Source organism: Streptomyces sp. PL-29 (assembly GCF_058344425.1).
Genome location: NZ_CP136996.1, coordinates 1,792,311 through 1,808,525, shown reverse-complemented (window position 1 = coordinate 1,808,525; position 16,215 = coordinate 1,792,311). Strand labels below are relative to the sequence as shown.

Annotated in this window: 14 protein-coding genes; 12 read left to right on the top strand and 2 right to left on the bottom strand. The window is 71.5% G+C overall.

What is annotated here, in order from left to right:
* Positions 1 to 22 precede the first annotated feature (22 nt).
* The 7 genes from R4Z63_RS08265 (at position 23) to R4Z63_RS08235 (ending at position 6,268) form a co-directional block, all read left to right on the top strand.
* Positions 23 to 895, top strand: coding sequence for a cell division protein FtsQ/DivIB (locus tag R4Z63_RS08265; protein WP_063890639.1), 873 nt, complete (start codon positions 23 to 25; stop codon positions 893 to 895).
* 279 nt (positions 896 to 1,174) lie between these two features.
* Entirely contained in the window at positions 1,175 to 2,380 is a 1,206-nt protein-coding gene (ftsZ, locus tag R4Z63_RS08260; protein WP_037926877.1) for a cell division protein FtsZ, read from the top strand.
* Entirely contained in the window at positions 2,377 to 3,162 is a 786-nt protein-coding gene (gene pgeF, locus R4Z63_RS08255; RefSeq protein ID WP_384455858.1) for a peptidoglycan editing factor PgeF, read from the top strand. The genes ftsZ and pgeF overlap by 4 nt, the downstream gene beginning before the upstream one ends.
* The gene (locus R4Z63_RS08250) at positions 3,149 to 3,868 is read left to right on the top strand and encodes a YggS family pyridoxal phosphate-dependent enzyme (RefSeq protein ID WP_384455855.1); all 720 of its coding nucleotides are present in this window, start codon (positions 3,149 to 3,151) and stop codon (positions 3,866 to 3,868) included. Before pgeF ends, R4Z63_RS08250 begins: the two co-directional genes overlap by 14 nt.
* 149 nt (positions 3,869 to 4,017) lie before the next feature.
* Entirely contained in the window at positions 4,018 to 4,635 is a 618-nt protein-coding gene (locus R4Z63_RS08245; protein ID WP_037926873.1) for a cell division protein SepF, read from the top strand.
* 60 nt (positions 4,636 to 4,695) lie between these two features.
* Positions 4,696 to 4,992, top strand: a complete 297-nt coding sequence (locus R4Z63_RS08240) for a YggT family protein (RefSeq protein WP_030664053.1) — start codon at positions 4,696 to 4,698, stop codon at positions 4,990 to 4,992.
* A gap of 82 nt (positions 4,993 to 5,074) precedes the next feature.
* Complete coding sequence (locus R4Z63_RS08235; RefSeq protein WP_037926869.1) at positions 5,075 to 6,268, top strand: DivIVA domain-containing protein; 1,194 nt, start codon at positions 5,075 to 5,077, stop codon at positions 6,266 to 6,268.
* 283 nt (positions 6,269 to 6,551) lie between these two features.
* On the opposite strand, the gene ileS is transcribed toward R4Z63_RS08235, so the two are convergent.
* Entirely contained in the window at positions 6,552 to 9,710 is a 3,159-nt protein-coding gene (ileS, locus tag R4Z63_RS08230; protein ID WP_384451113.1) for an isoleucine--tRNA ligase, read from the bottom strand.
* A gap of 588 nt (positions 9,711 to 10,298) precedes the next feature.
* On the opposite strand from ileS, the gene R4Z63_RS08225 reads away from it, so the two are divergent.
* The 4 genes from R4Z63_RS08225 to R4Z63_RS08210 all read left to right on the top strand — a co-directional run bounded on the left by R4Z63_RS08225 (position 10,299) and on the right by R4Z63_RS08210 (position 14,518).
* On the top strand, positions 10,299 to 11,099 hold the full coding sequence (locus R4Z63_RS08225; RefSeq protein ID WP_384451116.1) for a TraR/DksA family transcriptional regulator: 801 nt from the start codon (positions 10,299 to 10,301) through the stop codon (positions 11,097 to 11,099).
* A 155-nt stretch (positions 11,100 to 11,254) separates the two neighbouring features.
* Positions 11,255 to 11,824 (top strand): signal peptidase II, encoded by a 570-nt coding sequence (gene lspA / locus R4Z63_RS08220; RefSeq protein ID WP_037926863.1) that lies wholly within the window; start codon positions 11,255 to 11,257, stop codon positions 11,822 to 11,824.
* 53 nt (positions 11,825 to 11,877) lie between these two features.
* The gene (locus R4Z63_RS08215) at positions 11,878 to 12,819 is read left to right on the top strand and encodes an RluA family pseudouridine synthase (RefSeq protein ID WP_037926860.1); all 942 of its coding nucleotides are present in this window, start codon (positions 11,878 to 11,880) and stop codon (positions 12,817 to 12,819) included.
* A 106-nt stretch (positions 12,820 to 12,925) separates the two neighbouring features.
* On the top strand, positions 12,926 to 14,518 hold the full coding sequence (locus R4Z63_RS08210; protein WP_384451119.1) for a Na+/H+ antiporter: 1,593 nt from the start codon (positions 12,926 to 12,928) through the stop codon (positions 14,516 to 14,518).
* On the opposite strand, the gene R4Z63_RS08205 is transcribed toward R4Z63_RS08210, so the two are convergent.
* Positions 14,515 to 15,576 carry a mechanosensitive ion channel family protein gene (locus tag R4Z63_RS08205; RefSeq protein ID WP_384451122.1) on the bottom strand — a complete coding sequence of 354 codons (1,062 nt, stop codon included), beginning with the start codon at positions 15,574 to 15,576 and terminating at the stop codon, positions 14,515 to 14,517. The two genes, R4Z63_RS08210 and R4Z63_RS08205, sit on opposite strands and share 4 nt — an antisense overlap.
* 63 nt (positions 15,577 to 15,639) lie before the next feature.
* Between R4Z63_RS08205 and R4Z63_RS08200 the strand changes: the two genes are divergently transcribed.
* A complete protein-coding gene (locus tag R4Z63_RS08200; protein ID WP_037926856.1) occupies positions 15,640 to 16,209 on the top strand; it encodes a dienelactone hydrolase family protein in 570 nt (189 codons plus the stop codon).
* The last annotated feature ends 6 nt before the right edge of the window (positions 16,210 to 16,215 follow it).

Below are 16,215 nucleotides of genomic sequence, written 5' to 3'. Positions count from 1 at the left end.
CACGGACGCAGGAGGCACAGGAGTGGCCGGAGCGACGACCGCACAGCGCGGAACACCGTCTTCCGACGGGCCCGGCCGGTCGCCCCGCAAGGGCGCCGGCTCTCCCAGGTCCCCGAAGCCTCCGAAGCCCCCCAAGCCCCCGAAGTTCGCGAAGGCCGCGAAGAAGGCCGCCCCACGGGGCCCCGGCAGACACCTGCGCCGGGGTCCTGTGCTGGCGTCCCTGGCCGCCGCGGTCCTCCTCGTCTCCGGTGGCACCTGGGTCCTCTACGGGTCCTCCTGGCTCCGTGTCGAGAGGGTCACCGCCACCGGCACGGAGGTCCTCACCTCCGAGCAGGTGCTCGCCGCCGCGGCCGTCCCGGTCGGCGCCCCCCTCGTGAGCGTCGACACGGACGAGATCGAGAGCCGTGTCCGGGGGCGTCTGCCCCGCATCGAATCGGTCGATGCGGTGCGGGCCTGGCCGCACGGAATCGGACTGAAGGTGACCGAACGCAAACCGGTCCTGCTCATCAAAAAGGACGTCAACTTCGTGGAAGTGGACGCATCGGGTGTGCGCTTCGACACGGTTCCGAAAGCACCCGGGGGTGTTCCGGTCCTCGAATTGAACGCGGCGGGCTCCCCGAGCGCCCGCCGCTTCGACGAAGAGCGGCTGCTGCACGAGGCCGTGCTGGTCGCCGGATCCCTCCCGGCGCCGATCGCCAGGGAAACCGTGCAGGTCACGGTGGGTTCCTACGATTCGATCGTGCTGGAGCTGGCCGGGGGCCGGTCCGTGCGGTGGGGCAGCGGCGAACAGAGCGACGCGAAGGGGCGCGCACTGACCGCTTTGCTGAAAGCCGCTCCGAAGGCCGTCCACTTCGACGTGAGCGTCCCCACCGCCCCTGCGGCGGCCGGGAGTTGACGTCAGGTCGAACAGCGGCGCACCCTGGTTGGCCAGCGATACGGGTGATCACATAGGGTGAAAAGAAAAACGGGAGGTTCGGCGTGTTCGTTGAACACGCGCTACTTGTCGACTTAGTGTCCTGTTCGGAAGAGTCCAAGGAACAGACACACCCCTAACCCTAAACTTCAGGGTGAGGGTTCGGGTCGGCGCGTTCGGACCGTCCCTATTTCGGCATCAGTCGTCGCAACGCAGGCCCGCGAGGCGGCGACACGTAACTCGAGGCGAGAGGCCTTCGACGTGGCAGCACCGCAGAACTACCTCGCAGTCATCAAGGTCATCGGTGTCGGCGGCGGTGGTGTCAATGCCATCAACCGAATGATCGAGGTCGGTCTCAAGGGCGTCGAGTTCATCGCCATCAACACCGACGCCCAAGCGCTGTTGATGAGCGACGCCGACGTCAAGCTCGACGTCGGCCGTGAACTCACCCGGGGCCTCGGCGCCGGAGCGAACCCGGCCGTTGGTCGCAAGGCGGCAGAGGACCACCGCGAGGAGATCGAGGAGGTCCTCAAGGGGGCCGACATGGTCTTCGTCACCGCCGGTGAGGGCGGCGGCACCGGCACCGGCGGCGCGCCCGTCGTCGCCAACATCGCGCGCTCGCTGGGCGCCCTGACGATCGGTGTGGTCACCCGGCCGTTCACCTTCGAGGGCCGGCGTCGCGCGAACCAGGCGGAGGACGGCATCGCCGAACTCCGCGAAGAGGTCGACACCCTCATCGTCATCCCCAACGACCGCCTGCTGTCCATCTCGGACCGCCAGGTCAGCGTCCTGGACGCCTTCAAGTCGGCGGACCAGGTCCTGCTCTCGGGCGTCCAGGGCATCACCGACCTCATCACCACCCCGGGTCTGATCAACCTCGACTTCGCCGACGTCAAGTCCGTGATGTCCGAGGCGGGCTCGGCCCTGATGGGCATCGGCTCGGCCCGCGGCGACGACCGCGCGGTGGCCGCGGCCGAGATGGCGATCTCCTCCCCGCTGCTGGAGGCGTCCATCGACGGCGCCCGCGGCGTGCTGCTCTCCATCTCCGGCGGCTCCGACCTCGGTCTCTTCGAGATCAACGAGGCCGCGCAGCTGGTGAGCGAGGCCGCGCACCCCGAGGCGAACATCATCTTCGGTGCTGTCATCGACGACGCGCTCGGCGACGAGGTACGGGTCACCGTCATCGCGGCCGGGTTCGACGGCGGACAGCCCCCGGCCCGCCGGGACAACGTCATCGGCGCCGCGTCCACCAAGCGGGAAGAGCCCGCCCCGGCCCCGGTCCGCGCCCCCGAGCCGGTCCGCCCGGCCTTCGGTGGACTCGGTACGGTCCCGCCGCGCGAGGAGCCCCCGGCCCCCGCCGAGCCCGCCCCGGTCGAGGTCCAGGCCCCCGCGCCGCAGGTCCCCACGGCCCGGCCGTACCAGGACAGCCCGGCCGAGGAACTGGATGTCCCGGACTTCTTGAAGTGACACCCGAGCAGCACCACGTGGGCGGCGCCCACTTCGCCTTCACCGACCGGTGGGGCGGAGTGAGCGCCGTTCCGTACGAAGAGCTCAACCTCGGCGGCGCGGTCGGCGACGACCCGGCCGCCGTTCTCGCGAACCGGGCCCTGGCGGCGCGGTCGCTGGGCCTCGACCCGGACCGGGTGGTCTGGATGAACCAGGTCCACGGCCGGGACGTGGCGGTGGTCGACGGCCCCTGGGGAGACGCCGGTATTCCGGCCGTGGACGCGGTGGTGACCGCCCGTCGGGGGCTCGCCCTCGCCGTGCTCACCGCCGACTGCACGCCGGTCCTGCTGGCGGACCCCGTCGCCGGAGTCGTCGCGGCCGCCCATGCCGGACGGCCCGGACTGGTCGCCGGGGTGGTGCCGGCGGCGGTGGAGGCGATGGTCTCCCTCGGCGCCGAGCCCGGGCGGATCGTCGCCCGCACCGGACCTGCGGTCTGCGGGCGCTGTTACGAGGTGCCGGCCCAGATGCGGGAGGCGGTGGCCGAGGCGGTGCCCGCCGCCCGGGCCGAGACCAGTTGGGGAACGCCGGCGGTGGACGTGGTCGCGGGGGTGCACGCCCAGCTCGCGGAGGCGGGGGTGGTGAACGGCGGCCGTTCCCCGGTCTGCACACTGGAGTCGCGGGACCACTTCTCGTACCGCCGTGACCGGGTGACCGGGCGACTTGCGGGTTATGTCTGGTTGACGGAGCTTTCCCGGGGGGAGACCCCCGGACCCCCGGGGGAAAAGAAGAATGACGGATCGTAAGTCGGAGCTCGCCGAGAACCTGGCGCGGGTGGAGGAGCGCATCGCGTCCGCCTGTGCGGCGGCGGGCCGCCGGCGCGAGGAGGTGACCCTCATCGTGGTCACCAAGACCTACCCCGCGAGCGACGTGCGCCTGCTGGCGGAGCTGGGCGTCCGCCACGTTGCGGAGAACCGTGACCAGGACGCCGCCCCCAAGGCCGCGGCCTGCGTGGATCTGCCGCTCAGCTGGCACTTCGTCGGTCAACTGCAGACCAACAAGGTCCGTTCCGTGGCGCGGTACGCGCACGTGGTGCAGTCGGTCGACCGGGCCCGGCTCGTGACCGCCCTCTCGGCGGCCGCGACGGGCGCCGGACGCGAGATCGGCTGTCTCGTCCAGATCGCCCTCGACGCCGAGTCGGGTGAGCGGGGGAGTCGGGGCGGTGCCTCGCCCGAGCAGCTCGCGGAGTTGGCGGACCTCGTCGCCGGGGCGCCGGGGCTGAGGATCGACGGACTGATGACCGTCGCACCGCTGTCCGGCCACTACGCGGGACGCGAACAGGCCGCCTTCGAGCGGCTGGTGGAATTGTCATCCCAGCTGCGCGCGGACCATCCGACTGCCACGATGGTGTCGGCCGGGATGAGCGCAGACCTGGAACAGGCCGTTGCGGCCGGTGCGACACATGTACGCGTCGGCACTGCGGTACTCGGCGCGAGACCCCGGCTCGGGTAACGTCGCGAAGAAAGTCGGACCACAGCAGAAAATATGGTCATTCCCGCCGATGAGCGGGCAGACCACGTGGATCGCGGGCAGTTGGTGACATTCGTGACACGGCGGCACCTGCGACAGGGCGATCCACCACAGAGCGGAGGACTCGGAGAATGGCCGGCGCGATGCGCAAGATGGCGGTCTACCTCGGCCTCGTGGAGGACGACCGGTACGACAACCCGGGGTACGACCCCGACGACGAGTTCGAGCCCGAGCCGGAGATGGAGCGGGCTCGGGAGCGGGATCGCCGACAGCAGCCCGTGCACCAGTCGCCCGTATCGGACGAACCGGTACGAGCCGTACAGCCTCCGGCGCAGCGGGAACCCATCCCAATTCCGGCGGAAAGCGGACGTCCTGCGCGAATTGCCCCCGTGGCATCCATCACACCTGATCGCACGAACCTGGAGAAGAACGCCCCCGTGATCATGCCCAAGGTCGTCTCCGAGCGGGAGCCGTACCGCATCACGACACTGCACCCCCGGACCTACAACGAGGCCCGTACCATCGGGGAACACTTCCGTGAGGGCACTCCGGTGATCATGAATCTCACGGAGATGGACGACACGGACGCGAAGCGTCTCGTGGACTTCGCCGCCGGACTCGTGTTCGGTCTGCACGGCAGCATTGAACGCGTGACACAGAAGGTGTTCCTGCTGTCGCCTGCTAACGTCGATGTCACGGCGGAGGACAAGGCCCGCATCGCGGAGGGCGGGTTCTTCAACCAAAGCTAGACCGATCCGTCAGATACGGGACCGGGAACAGATCGGAAAACGGGGAGAGGGAAGCACGGGATGGGCATCGCGCTGCAGGTGGTCTACGTCGTGCTGATGTGCTTCCTGATCGTGCTGATCTTCCGACTGGTCATGGACTACGTGTTCCAGTTCGCACGTTCATGGACACCCGGCAAGGCGATGGTGGTCGTTCTGGAGGCCACCTACACTGTCACCGATCCACCGCTCAAGCTCCTTCGGCGGTTCATTCCGCCGTTGCGTCTCGGCGGCGTGGCGCTCGACCTGTCCTTCTTCGTTCTGATGATCATCGTTTACATCCTCATCAGCTTCGTGAGCACCGCTGCGAGAAGCGTGTGAACGATGAGCTTCCCCGCACGCGCGGGGACGGTCCCGATACGGTCTTGCCGACTGCCGACGACTACGTAGAGGTGAAGAAGACATGCCGCTGACTCCCGAGGACGTGCGGAACAAGCAGTTCACGACCGTCCGCCTCCGAGAAGGCTATGACGAGGACGAGGTCGATGCCTTCCTCGACGAGGTCGAGTCCGAACTGACGCGCCTGCTGCGCGAGAACGAGGACCTGCGCGCCAAGCTGGCCGCCGCCACGCGTGCCGCCGCGCAGAGCCAGCAGCAGCAGGGCATGCGCAAGCCCGAGCCCCAGGACCAGCGCGGCCCCGGCGCCCCCGTGCCCGCGGCCATATCCGGCCCGCCGCAGCAGCAGAACCCGCAGATGGGCCCGCCCCAGCTGCCGGGTGGCGCCCCGCAGCTCCCGCCGGGCCCCGGCGGCCAGGGCCAGCAGGGCCCCGGCCCGATGGGCGGCCCCATGGGCGGTCCCATGCAGCAGCACCCCATGGGCGGACCGCAGGGCATGGGCCAGCAGCCCATGGGCCAGCAGCAGTCGATGGGCGGCCAGAACCCGCTCGGCCAGCAGATGCAGCCGATGGGGCAGCAGATGCAGCCGATGGGGCAGCAGATGCAGCCCATGGGCCAGCCCATGCAGCAGATGCAGCAGCCGCAGCTCCCGCAGCAGGGCCCCGGTGGCGACAGCGCCGCCCGCGTCCTGTCGCTGGCGCAGCAGACCGCCGACCAGGCGATCGCGGAGGCCCGCTCCGAGGCCAACAAGATCGTCGGCGAGGCCCGGTCGCGCGCCGAGGGCTTGGAGCGGGACGCCCGCGCCAAGGCCGACGCACTGGAGCGGGACGCCCAGGAGAAGCACCGCGTCGCGATGGGCTCCCTGGAGTCCGCCCGCGCCACGCTGGAGCGCAAGGTCGAGGACCTGCGGGGCTTCGAGCGTGAGTACCGCACGCGGCTGAAGTCCTACCTCGAGTCGCAGCTGCGCCAGCTGGAGACCCAGGCGGACGACTCCCTGGCCCCGCCGCGCAACCCGGCCGGTCCGGCGCTGCCCCCGTCGCCGTCGCCCTCGATGGCTCCGGCCGGCGCGATGGGCCACTCCATGGGCGGTCCGTCCATGGGCGGTCCCTCCCCGATGGGTGCCGGTCCGTCCTACGGCGGCCAGCAGCAGATGTCCCCGGCGATGACCCAGCCGATGGCTCCGGTGCGGCCGGCCGCACCGCAGCCGATGCAGGCGCCGTCGCCGATGCGCGGCTTCCTGATCGACGAGGACGACAACTAGGCGCCGCCGCGCAGTCGGCAGTCACGGGCCGGGCCCGGTTCCCCTTCGGGGGCACCGGGCCCGGCCCGTTTCCGTACCCGGCCGCAGCCGCAGCCGCGGGCGCTCCGCCCCGGGACCCCGCGCCTCGCACCCCGGCGGGCCTGCCCCTCCGGCCGGTCCCGGGCCGCCTTCCGGCGGCAGTAGGGAGAGCCCCGGCGACCGGGTCCGGGCGGAGTCCGGGAAACGGCGGCGGCCCGCACCCCCTCCCCGGTGGGGGAGGGGGTGCGGGCCGCCGCGGAGCGGGCTACGCCTTGCGCAGGCGGAAGGTCAGGCCCAGGGGCTCGTCCGCGAAGGGCTCGCCGTAGGCGGCGTCGGCGTCGCCGGACGCGAAGTCCGTGGCGAGCACCTCCTCCGCGATGAGGCCGGCGTGGTCCGTCAGGGCCGTCACGACCTCCGGGTCCGAGGAGGACCAGCGCAGCGCGATCCGGTCCGCCACGTCGAGGCCGGAGTTCTTCCGGGCCTCCTGGATCAGGCGGATCGCGTCACGGGCCAGGCCCGCCAGCCGCAGCTCCGGGGTGATCTCCAGGTCCAGGGCCACCGTCGCGCCCGAGTCGGACGCCACCGACCAGCCCTCGCGCGGGGTCTCGGTGATGATGACCTCCTCCGGGGAGAGGGAGACCGACTCCCCGTTCACCTCGACCTCGGCGGAGCCGGACCGCAGCGCCAGCGACAGCGCCGCCGCGTCGGCCGCGGCCACCGCCTTCGCCACGTCCTGGACGCCCTTGCCGAAGCGCTTGCCCAGCGCGCGGAAGTTCGCCTTCGCCGTGGTGTCCACCAGGGACCCGCCGACCTCCGAGAGCGAGGCCAGGGAGGAGACGTTCAGCTCCTCCGTGATCTGGGCCTGGAGCTCGGGGGAGAGCGCATCGAAGCCCACCGCGCCGACCAGCGCCCGCGAGAGCGGCTGGCGGGTCTTCACGCCCGACTCCGCGCGGGTCGCGCGGCCGAGCTCGACGAGGCGGCGTACGAGCTGCATCTGCTGCGACAGGGCGGGGTCGATCGACGCCGGGTCCGCGGTCGGCCACGTCGACAGGTGCACCGACTCGGGGGCGTCCGCAGTGACCGGGACCACCATGTCCTGCCAGACCCGCTCCGTGATGAACGGGGTCAGCGGCGCCATCAGCCGGGTGACCGTCTCGACCACGTCGTGCAGGGTGCGCAGCGCCGCCGCGTCGCCCTGCCAGAAGCGGCGGCGCGAGCGGCGGACGTACCAGTTGGACAGGTCGTCCACGAAGGCGGAGAGGAGCTTGCCCGCGCGCTGGGTGTCGTAGGACTCCATCGCCTCCGTGACCTCGCGGACGAGGGCGTGGAGCTCGGAGAGGAGCCAGCGGTCGAGGACCGTGCGGTCCGCCGGGGCCGGGTCGGACGCCGAGGGCGCCCAGTTCGACGTACGGGCGTACAGAGCCTGGAAGGCGACCGTGTTCCAGTAGGTGAGGAGCGTCTTGCGGACGACCTCCTGGATCGTGCCGTGCCCCACCCGGCGGGCCGCCCACGGGGAGCCGCCGGCCGCCATGAACCAGCGGACCGCGTCCGCGCCGTGCTGGTCCATGAGCGGGATCGGCTGGAGGATGTTGCCCAGGTGCTTGGACATCTTGCGGCCGTCCTCGGCGAGGATGTGGCCGAGGCAGACCACGTTCTCGTAGGACGACTTGTCGAAGACGAGGGTGCCGACCGCCATCAGGGTGTAGAACCAGCCGCGCGTCTGGTCGATGGCCTCCGAGATGAACTGCGCCGGATAGCGCTTCTCGAAGATCTCCTTGTTCTTGTAGGGGTAGCCCCACTGAGCGAACGGCATCGAGCCCGAGTCGTACCAGGCGTCGATGACCTCCGGCACCCGGACCGCTTCGAGGGAGCACCCCTCGTGGGTGCAGGTGAAGGTGACGTCGTCGATGTACGGGCGGTGCGGGTCCAGGTCCGAGTGGTCCCGGCCGGACAGCTCGGACAGCTCGGCGCGCGAGCCGACGCAGGTCAGGTGGTTCTCCTCGCAGCGCCAGATCGGCAGCGGGGTGCCCCAGTAGCGGTTGCGGGAGAGCGCCCAGTCGATGTTGTTGTTCAGCCAGTCGCCGAAGCGGCCCTGCTTGACGGAGTCCGGGAACCAGTTGGTCTTCTCGTTCTCCCGCAGCATCGCGTCCTTGACGGCGGTGGTGCGGATGTACCAGGACGGCTGCGCGTAGTAGAGCAGGGCCGTGTGGCAGCGCCAGCAGTGCGGGTAGCTGTGCTCGTAGGCGATGTGCTTGAAGAGCCGGCCGCGCGCGTCGAGGTCGGCGGTCAGCTTCTCGTCGGCCTTCTTGAAGAAGACGCCGCCCACCAGGGGGACGTCCTCCTCGAAGGTGCCGTCGGGGCGGACCGGGTTCACGACGGGCAGGCCGTACGAGCGGCAGACCGCGAGGTCGTCCGCGCCGAAGGCGGGGGACTGGTGGACCAGACCGGTGCCGTCCTCGGTCGTGACGTACTCGGCGTTCACCACGTAGTGGGCCGGGGCCGGGAACTCGATCAGCTCGAAGGGGCGCTCGTAGGTCCAGCGCTCCATCTCCTTGCCGGTGAAGGACTCGCCGGTGGCCTCCCAGCCCTCGCCGAGCGCCTTCTCCAGCAGCGGCTGGGCGACGACGAGCTTCTCGGTGCCCTCACCGTCGGTACGGCGGGCGACGACGTACGTGACCTCGGGGTGCGTGGCCACCGCGGTGTTCGACACCAGGGTCCACGGCGTGGTCGTCCAGACCAGCAGCGCCGCCTCGCCCGCGAGCGGGCCGGAGGTCAGCGGGAAGCGGACGTAGACGGAGGGGTCGACGACCGTCTCGTAGCCCTGGGCCAGCTCGTGGTCGGACAGGCCGGTGCCGCAGCGGGGGCACCAGGGGGCGACGCGGTGGTCCTGGGTCAGCAGACCCTTGTTGAAGATCTCCTTCAGCGACCACCACACGGACTCGACGTACTCGGGGTCCATGGTCCGGTAGGCGTCGTCGAGGTCGACCCAGTAGCCCATGCGGGTCGTGAGCTCGGCGAACGCGTCGGTGTGGCGGGTCACGGACTCGCGGCACTTGGCGTTGAACTCGGCGATGCCGTAGGCCTCGATGTCCTGCTTGCCGTTGAAGCCCAGCTCCTTCTCGACGGCGAGCTCGACGGGCAGGCCGTGGCAGTCCCAGCCGGCCTTGCGGGCCACGTGGTAGCCGCGCATCGTGCGGAAGCGGGGGAAGACGTCCTTGAAGACGCGGGCCTCGATGTGGTGCGCGCCGGGCATGCCGTTCGCGGTGGGCGGGCCCTCGTAGAAGACCCACTCGGGGCGGCCCTCGGACTGCTCCAGGGTCTTGGCGAAGGTCTTGCTCTCGCGCCAGAAGTCGAGGACCGCGTGCTCAAGGGCAGGCAGGTCGACCTGGGCGGGTACCGGGCGGTACTGCGGCGGTGTGGTCATGAGGCTGAACTCTTCCTCCGGCGGGTTGTCACTTCCGTCCGGAGGGACGAGAGCCGACTGCTGCTCCCGCGGTACCACCCTCCTTGGCCGCCGGACGGATCCGGTGGCCCCCTCATTGGGGTGCGAAGCCGGTTCTACTAGCCCTGCGGGGGACCCGTGGCTTTCTTCCGGCGGCTCAGGGGTGATCCTTCACGTCGCGCTCGCCCCCGGGCTCTCACCGTCCCCGGGTCGCTCCTGGCTGCGTCCGACGCTACTCGTCCCCGTCCATGCCTTTCGCTGGGCCCAGTGTACGGGTGCGGGCCGTGCTCGGCAGACCGGTTTTCGGGGGCCCCGCGGGGCCCCGTGGTCACGGCGTGGCGGGGGTGCGGAGGAGGGGCCGGGGCGGTGCCGGGAGTGACCCGAACGGGCCAATGTGTCGCAGCGGCACGACGGCGGGCCCGCAGCGGCGGATTACCGGGGCTCCGGATGGGCACAACGGATGCAGGTTGACCTCGACGGATGCGTGCCCCGTTGCCGCGGGGGCGGAGCCGATTTATCGTTCCGGCACGATTCGCGAGCAATATCACAGTATGTGAAGGGGCCGCGGCCATGGTGGCGAAGAAGACAGCGGTCTCCGGGGACCCGGCGCCCGCCGAGAAGGCGACGGCGGCGCGTACGACGGCCGCCACGAAGGCTCCGGCGAAGAAGGCTCCGGCGAAGAAGACATCGGCGAAGAAGACGGCCGCGGCCGAGAAGGCTCCGGCCGGGAAGGCGACGTCCGCCGGGAAGACGGCCGCGGCCGGGAAGAAGGCGGCGGCCGGGAAGAAGACGGCCGCCGTCCCGAAGCGGACGGCCACGGCCAGGAAGGCCGCGGCCGAGGGGGCGGCGCACGCCGCCGAGAAGACTGGAGTCCCGAACGTGGTTGCCAAGAAGAGCACCGGTGCGGCGCGGAAGACGGCCGCGGCCGCCACGAGCGGGCTCCCCAAGACCCGGGTCACGGCGCCCGCCGCCCCAAGTGACCTCGCCGTACGGCCCGGGGAGGACCCGTGGACGCCCGAGGAGGTCGAGGGGGCCCGCGCGGAGCTGGCGTCCGAGGTGCTGCGGCTGCGCGCCGAGCTCGACGCCTCCGAAGTGGCCATTTCCGGCCTGATGCGCGACTCGGGCGACGGCGCCGGGGACGACCAGGCCGACACGGGCACCAAGAACATCACGCGGGAGTCGGAGCTCGCGCTCGCGGCCAACGCCACTTCGATGCTGGAGCAGACCGAGCGGGCCCTGGAACGGCTGGAGGCGGGCACCTACGGGCTCTGCGAGAACTGCGGGAAGCCCATCGGCAAGGCCAGGATGCAGGCCTTCCCGCGGGCCACGCTGTGCGTGGACTGCAAGCAGAAGCAGGAACGGCGCCACTAGGTGTGTGACCGGGCGTCGCCGGCGCGGCACCGGGCGCCGCGCCGGCGGGTGACGGGAAGGCGGGAGGCGGGGCAGGCGGTCTGCCGGGGCCCTGACGTACCCTCGTCTGGTCAGGGTCCAGGAGGAGCCTGGGTCGGCTAGTTCGAGGGACTCACGTGGCAGAGGCGGAGCGCATCATCGGTACGCCGGAGGTCGGGGACGTCGGGGACGGCGCCCGGCCGGAGTCGGCCGCGCCCAAGGGGCGTCGGCGGATCGCGGCACTGCTCGTCGTCGCGGTGCTCGCCTACCTGCTGGACCTCGGCACCAAGATGCTGGTCGTGGCGAAGCTGGAGCACCAGCCGCCGATCGAGATCATCGGTGACCTGTTGAAGTTCGAGGCGGTCCGCAACCCGGGCGCCGCCTTCGGCTTCGGCGAGGCCTTCACCATCATCTTCACCGCCATCGCCGCGGCTGTGATCGTCGTGATCGTGCGGCTGGCCCGCAAGCTCTACAGTCTGCCGTGGGCGATCGCCCTCGGTCTGCTGCTGGGCGGCGCGCTGGGCAACCTCACCGACCGGATCTTCCGTTCGCCGGGTGTGTTCCGCGGGGCGGTCGTCGACTTCATCGCCCCGGCCCACTTCGCCGTCTTCAACATCGCCGACTCGGCGATCGTGTGCGGCGGCATCCTCATCGTGCTGCTGTCGTTCAAGGGCCTGGACCCGGACGGCACCGTCCACAAGGACTGACCGATGCGCTGATCGCGGGACGGCCCGTCCGCCGAGTCCTGCATACTCGACGGGTGAGTACGATTCCCGAGATCCGCACCCTGCCCGTTCCCGATGGCCTCGAAGGCGAGCGCGTCGACGCCGCCATCGCCCGTATGTTCGGTTTCTCCCGGACCAAGGCGGCCGAGCTCGCGGCCGAGGGGAAGGTGTCGGTCGACGGCAGCGTCGTCGGGAAGTCCGAGCGCGTGCACGGCGGCGCCTGGCTGGAGGTCGAGATGCCGGCGCCCCCGCGGCCGGTCGAGGTCGTGGCCGAGCCGGTCCCGGGCATGGAGATCATCCACGATGACGACGACGTCGTCGTCGTCATGAAGCCGGTGGGCGTCGCCGCCCACCCGAGCCCCGGCTGGACCGGCACCACCGTCATCGGTGGCCTCGCCGCCGCGGGCTACCGCATCTCCACTTCGGGCGCGTCCGAGCGCCAGGGCATCGTGCACCGCCTCGACGTCGGCACGTCCGGACTGATGGCCGTCGCCAAGTCGGAGCGTGCCTACACCTCGCTGAAGAACCAGTTCCGCGAGCGGGTCGTGGACAAGCGCTACCACGCACTGGTCCAGGGCCACCCGGACCCGATGAGCGGCACGATCGACGCGCCGATCGGCCGCCACCCGAGCGCGGACTACAAGTGGGCGGTGACCCAGGACGGCAAGGCCTCCGTCACCCACTACGACCTGATCGAGGCCTTCCGCGCCGCCTCGCTGCTGGACATCAAGCTGGAGACGGGGCGTACGCACCAGATCCGCGTGCACATGTCCGCGCACCGCCACCCGTGCGTCGGCGACCTGACCTACGGCGCCGACCCGACCGTCGCCAAGCGGCTCGGGCTCACCCGCCAGTGGCTGCACGCGGTCCGGCTGGGCTTCGAGCACCCGGCGGACGGGCAGTGGGTGGAGTTCGAGAGCACCTACCCGGCGGACCTCCAGCACGCCCTCGACGTGATCCGCGCCGAGAGCGAGTAGCGGCCCGGCGCACGGCCCCCGAGGGGCGGCCCGGCACCCGGCACCCGACACGCGACCGCGGCCGCGACCGCCGGGGCCGGGCGCGGCGGACTGGCAGGGTGGGGGAGTGGATCAGCTTGCTCTGCTGTTCGTGCTCCTGCTCGGGGCCGTGGTCATGGTGCCGCTCGGGGACCGGCTGGGACTGCCCGCCCCGGTCCTGATGACGCTCGGCGGGGTGGTCCTCGCGCTCGTGCCGGGCGTGCCGGAGGTCGAGGTACCGCCCGAGTTCATCCTGCCGCTGGTGCTGCCGCCCCTGCTGTACGCCTCCGTGCAACGGACCTCGTGGCGCCAGTTCGCCGCCAACGTGCGGCCCATCCTGCTGCTGGCCGTGGCCCTGGTCTTCGTCACGACGGCCGCCGTGGCCGCCGTCGCCCATTCCGTGGTGCCCGCGCTGCCGCTCGCCGCCGCCGTCGCGCTCGGTGCGCTCGTCGCGCCGCCCGACCCGGTGGCCGCCACCGCCGTCGCCGGATCGCTCGGGCTGCCCCGCCGCATGGTCTCGATCCTGGAGGGCGAGGGGCTCTTCAACGACGTCACGGCGATCGTGCTCTACCACGTGGCGGTCGCGGCGGCCGTCAGCGGCGGCTTCTCCTGGCCCGACGCGCTCGGGGAGTTCGTGCTGTCCGCCGTCGTCGCCGTGGCGGTCGGCCTCGGACTGGGCTGGACCGCCCACCGCCTGATGGGCCGGCTCGGCGACGCCACCCTCCAGATCGGCCTGACGCTGCTCGTGCCCTTCGTGTCGTACACGGTCGCCGAGGAGCTCCACGGGTCCGGGGTGCTGGCCGTGCTGACCACGGCCCTGTTCCTCGCCGAGTACGCCTCCGACGCCGACGACGTGCTGGGGCGTCTGGCCGGGCACACCTTCTGGGAGGTGGTGGACACGCTGGTCACCGGCGTGGCCTTCGGGCTCATCGGGTTGGAGCTGCACAACGTCTTCGGGACGGCCCACGACCGCGAGTGGGAGATGGCGGGATGGGCTGCTGTCGTCGTCGCGGTGGTCGTCGGGGTACGGCTGGTATGGCTGCTGCCGGCGGGCTGGCTCGCGCAGAAACTGCACCGGCGGCGCGACTATGACGAGGAGATCCCGCTGAGCTGGCGGGAGAGCGTCGTGATGTGGTGGGCGGGCATGCGCGGGGTGGCCTCGGTCGCCCTGGCCCTGGCCATCCCCCTGGAGACGGACGCGGGCGAGCCCTTCCCCGCGCGCGACGAGATCGTCTTCATCGCCTTCGCGGTGATCATGGTGACGCTGGTGTGCCAGGGGCTCACCCTGCCGTGGCTGGTGCGGCGCCTGGGCGTGGAGGAGGACACCGACGCGCGGCGGGACGCCGAGCGGCACCTGGCGATCCGCGCCGCCAAGGCCGCCAGGCGCCGGCTGAAGGAGATCGAGGAGGTCGAGGAGCTGCCGGAGGACCTGATCGAGCAGCTGAGCCGGCGCGCGTACGACGTGGGAGCCAGGATCAGCCCGGACATGGTGGACGAGGAGCGGCGCGAGGCGTACGCGCAGCGGGTGCAGCGGCTCCACGACATCCAGCGGATCCAGCGGGAGATGATGTCGGCCGCCCGCCACGAGGTGCTGGCCGCCCGCAGCGAACCCGGCTCCGACCCGGAGGTCGTCGACCGGGTGCTGCGCCACCTCGACGTGCGCAGCCTGCGCGCCCCCTAGGGCCGGTCCGGGGTCTCCGGGGCAGGGGGCGCCGGGGAGGTCGCGACGCGCGGGAGGGCGTAGGGATGGTGGGCCGCCAGCCAGGTGATCAGCTGTTCGCGGACCGCGCAGCGCAGGGTCCAGAGGTCGTCGGCGTCCTTGGCGGTCACCACGCCGCGGACCTGGACGGTGTGCGGTGTGGTGTCCGTCACGGCGAGGCCACCGCCGCGGCCGTCCCACTCGGGCAGGTTCGCGAGGATCTGCCGGAACCGCTCCCGCATCAGGTCCAGGGGTGCGCGGTGGTCGAGGTGCCAGAAGACCGTCCCGGTCATCTGGGCGCCTCCGCGCGACCAGTTCTCGTACGGTTTGCTCGTGAAATACGACACAGGCATCGTGATGCGGCGTTCGTCCCAGGTGCGGACGGTCAGGAAGGTCAGGGTGATCTCCTCGACCCGGCCCCACTCCTCGTCGACCACGACCGTGTCACCGATGCGGACCGTGTCGCCGAAGGCGATCTGGAGCCCGGCGAAGAGGTTGCTCAGTGAGGACTGGGCGGCGATGCCGGCCACGATGCCGAGGACGCCCGCGGAGGCCAGGAGCGAGGCGCCGGCCGCACGCATCGGGGGGAAGGTCAGCAGCATCGCCGCGACGGCGACCACGACGACGACCGCCGTGACCGCCCGGTGGATCAGTGTGACCTGGGTGCGCACCCGGCGGACCCGGGCCTCGTCCTCGGTCGCCGCGGCGTAGCGCGCGTACGCGGAGTCGACGGCGGCCGTCGCGATGCGCACCGCCAGCCAGGCCACCGCGGCGATGAGCACCAGCGCGAGGAAGCGGCCGACGCCGACGGGATGGTCGGGCAGCAGGCCCGCCCGGCGGTAGGAGCCCCTGAGCAGGGAGGTGCACAGCACCACCTGGAAGGGGAGCCGGCAGCGGCGCAGCAGGTCCCACAGCGGGGTCTCCGGATGCCGGGCGTCTGCCCGGCGCAGCAGCAGGTCGAGCAGCCGGCCCGCGATCAGGGTGGCGAGCAGCACGCCGCCGACGACCGCCACCGGGCGCATGAAGTTCTCCGTCTCCATGGGGATGAACGTAGCGGGAAGCGCCGGCGCACCGGCGCCTGCGACGGCTGGCACGATGGAGGCATGAACATCGTGCTTTTCCATTCGACGTACGGGCTGCGGCCCGCGGTGCACGCGGCGGCCGACCGGCTGCGCGCGGCCGGTCACCAGGTCCAGGTACCGGACCTCTTCGAGGGGCGCACCTTCGAGACCGTCGAGGAGGGCATGGCCCACCAGGACGAGATCGGCCGTGACGAGTTGTTGAAGCGGGCCGTGCTGGCCGCGGCCCCCCACTCCGACGCGGGCCTGGTGTACGCGGGCTTCTCCTTCGGCGGTTCCCTCGCCCAGCACCTGGCGCTGGCCGACGAGAAGGCGCGCGGGCTGCTCCTGCTGCACGGGACGGCCGACCTGGAGGACGGTGCGTCGGTGGACGGGCTTCCGGTGCAGCTGCACATCGCGGACCCGGACCCCTTCGAGCCGCACGACTGGCTGACGGCCTGGTACCTGCGGATGCAGCGGGCCGGCGCGGACGTGGAGGTCCACAGCTACCCGGGCGCCGGGCACCTGTTCACCGACCCGGACCTCGACGACTTCGACGCCGAGGCTGCGGGGCAGGCGTGGACGGCCGCGATCGGCTTCCTCGACAGCCTGTAGCCCCGC

Coding starts and splice junctions, on each gene's coding strand:
- R4Z63_RS08250 (WP_384455855.1), top strand. CDS start 3,149: ATGACGGATCGTAAGTCGGAGCTCGCCGAGAACCTGGCGCGGGTGGAG.
- R4Z63_RS08245 (WP_037926873.1), top strand. CDS start 4,018: ATGGCCGGCGCGATGCGCAAGATGGCGGTCTACCTCGGCCTCGTGGAG.
- R4Z63_RS08240 (WP_030664053.1), top strand. CDS start 4,696: ATGGGCATCGCGCTGCAGGTGGTCTACGTCGTGCTGATGTGCTTCCTG.
- R4Z63_RS08235 (WP_037926869.1), top strand. CDS start 5,075: ATGCCGCTGACTCCCGAGGACGTGCGGAACAAGCAGTTCACGACCGTC.
- ileS (WP_384451113.1), bottom strand. CDS start 9,710: ATGACCACACCGCCGCAGTACCGCCCGGTACCCGCCCAGGTCGACCTG.
- R4Z63_RS08225 (WP_384451116.1), top strand. CDS start 10,299: ATGGTGGCGAAGAAGACAGCGGTCTCCGGGGACCCGGCGCCCGCCGAG.
- R4Z63_RS08205 (WP_384451122.1), bottom strand. CDS start 15,576: ATGGAGACGGAGAACTTCATGCGCCCGGTGGCGGTCGTCGGCGGCGTG.
- R4Z63_RS08200 (WP_037926856.1), top strand. CDS start 15,640: ATGAACATCGTGCTTTTCCATTCGACGTACGGGCTGCGGCCCGCGGTG.